Raw genomic sequence first — 520 nt, 5'->3', positions numbered from 1 at the left:
GCTAGTCAATCGGCTTCAACAAGCGCGAGCCAATCAGCAAGCACGTCAGCTAGTCAATCGGCATCAACAAGTGCAAGCCAATCAGCAAGCACGTCAGCTAGTCAGTCGGCTTCAACAAGTGCAAGTCAATCAGCAAGCACATCAGCTAGTCAGTCGGCTTCAACAAGTGCAAGTCAATCAGCAAGTACATCAGCTAGTCAGTCAGCATCGACAAGTGCAAGCCAATCAGCCAGCACAAGCGCATCTGAATCAGCATCAACAAGTGCGAGCCAATCAGCAAGCACAAGCGCATCTGAATCAGCATCAACAAGTGCGAGCCAATCAGCAAGCACAAGTGCATCTGAGTCAGCATCAACAAGTGCAAGCCAATCAGCAAGCACAAGCGCATCTGAGTCAGCATCAACAAGTGCAAGTCAATCAGCCAGCACATCAGCTAGCCAATCGGCTTCAACAAGTGCGAGCCAGTCAGCAAGCACAAGTGCAAGTCAATCGGCTTCAACAAGCGCAAGCCAATCAGCCA

At 50.4% G+C, this 520-nt stretch carries 1 pseudogene; it reads left to right on the top strand.

Annotation, left to right across the window (positions count from 1 at the left end):
- Positions 1–520 (top strand): annotated as a pseudogene (locus HMPREF0851_RS15400) (hypothetical protein); the annotation flags it as partial.

This window comes from Streptococcus sp. M334 (assembly GCF_000187745.1).
Taxonomy (GTDB): domain Bacteria; phylum Bacillota; class Bacilli; order Lactobacillales; family Streptococcaceae; genus Streptococcus.
Note: the sequence above shows the minus strand (reverse complement) of the source record. Positions and strands in the feature narration are given on the sequence as shown.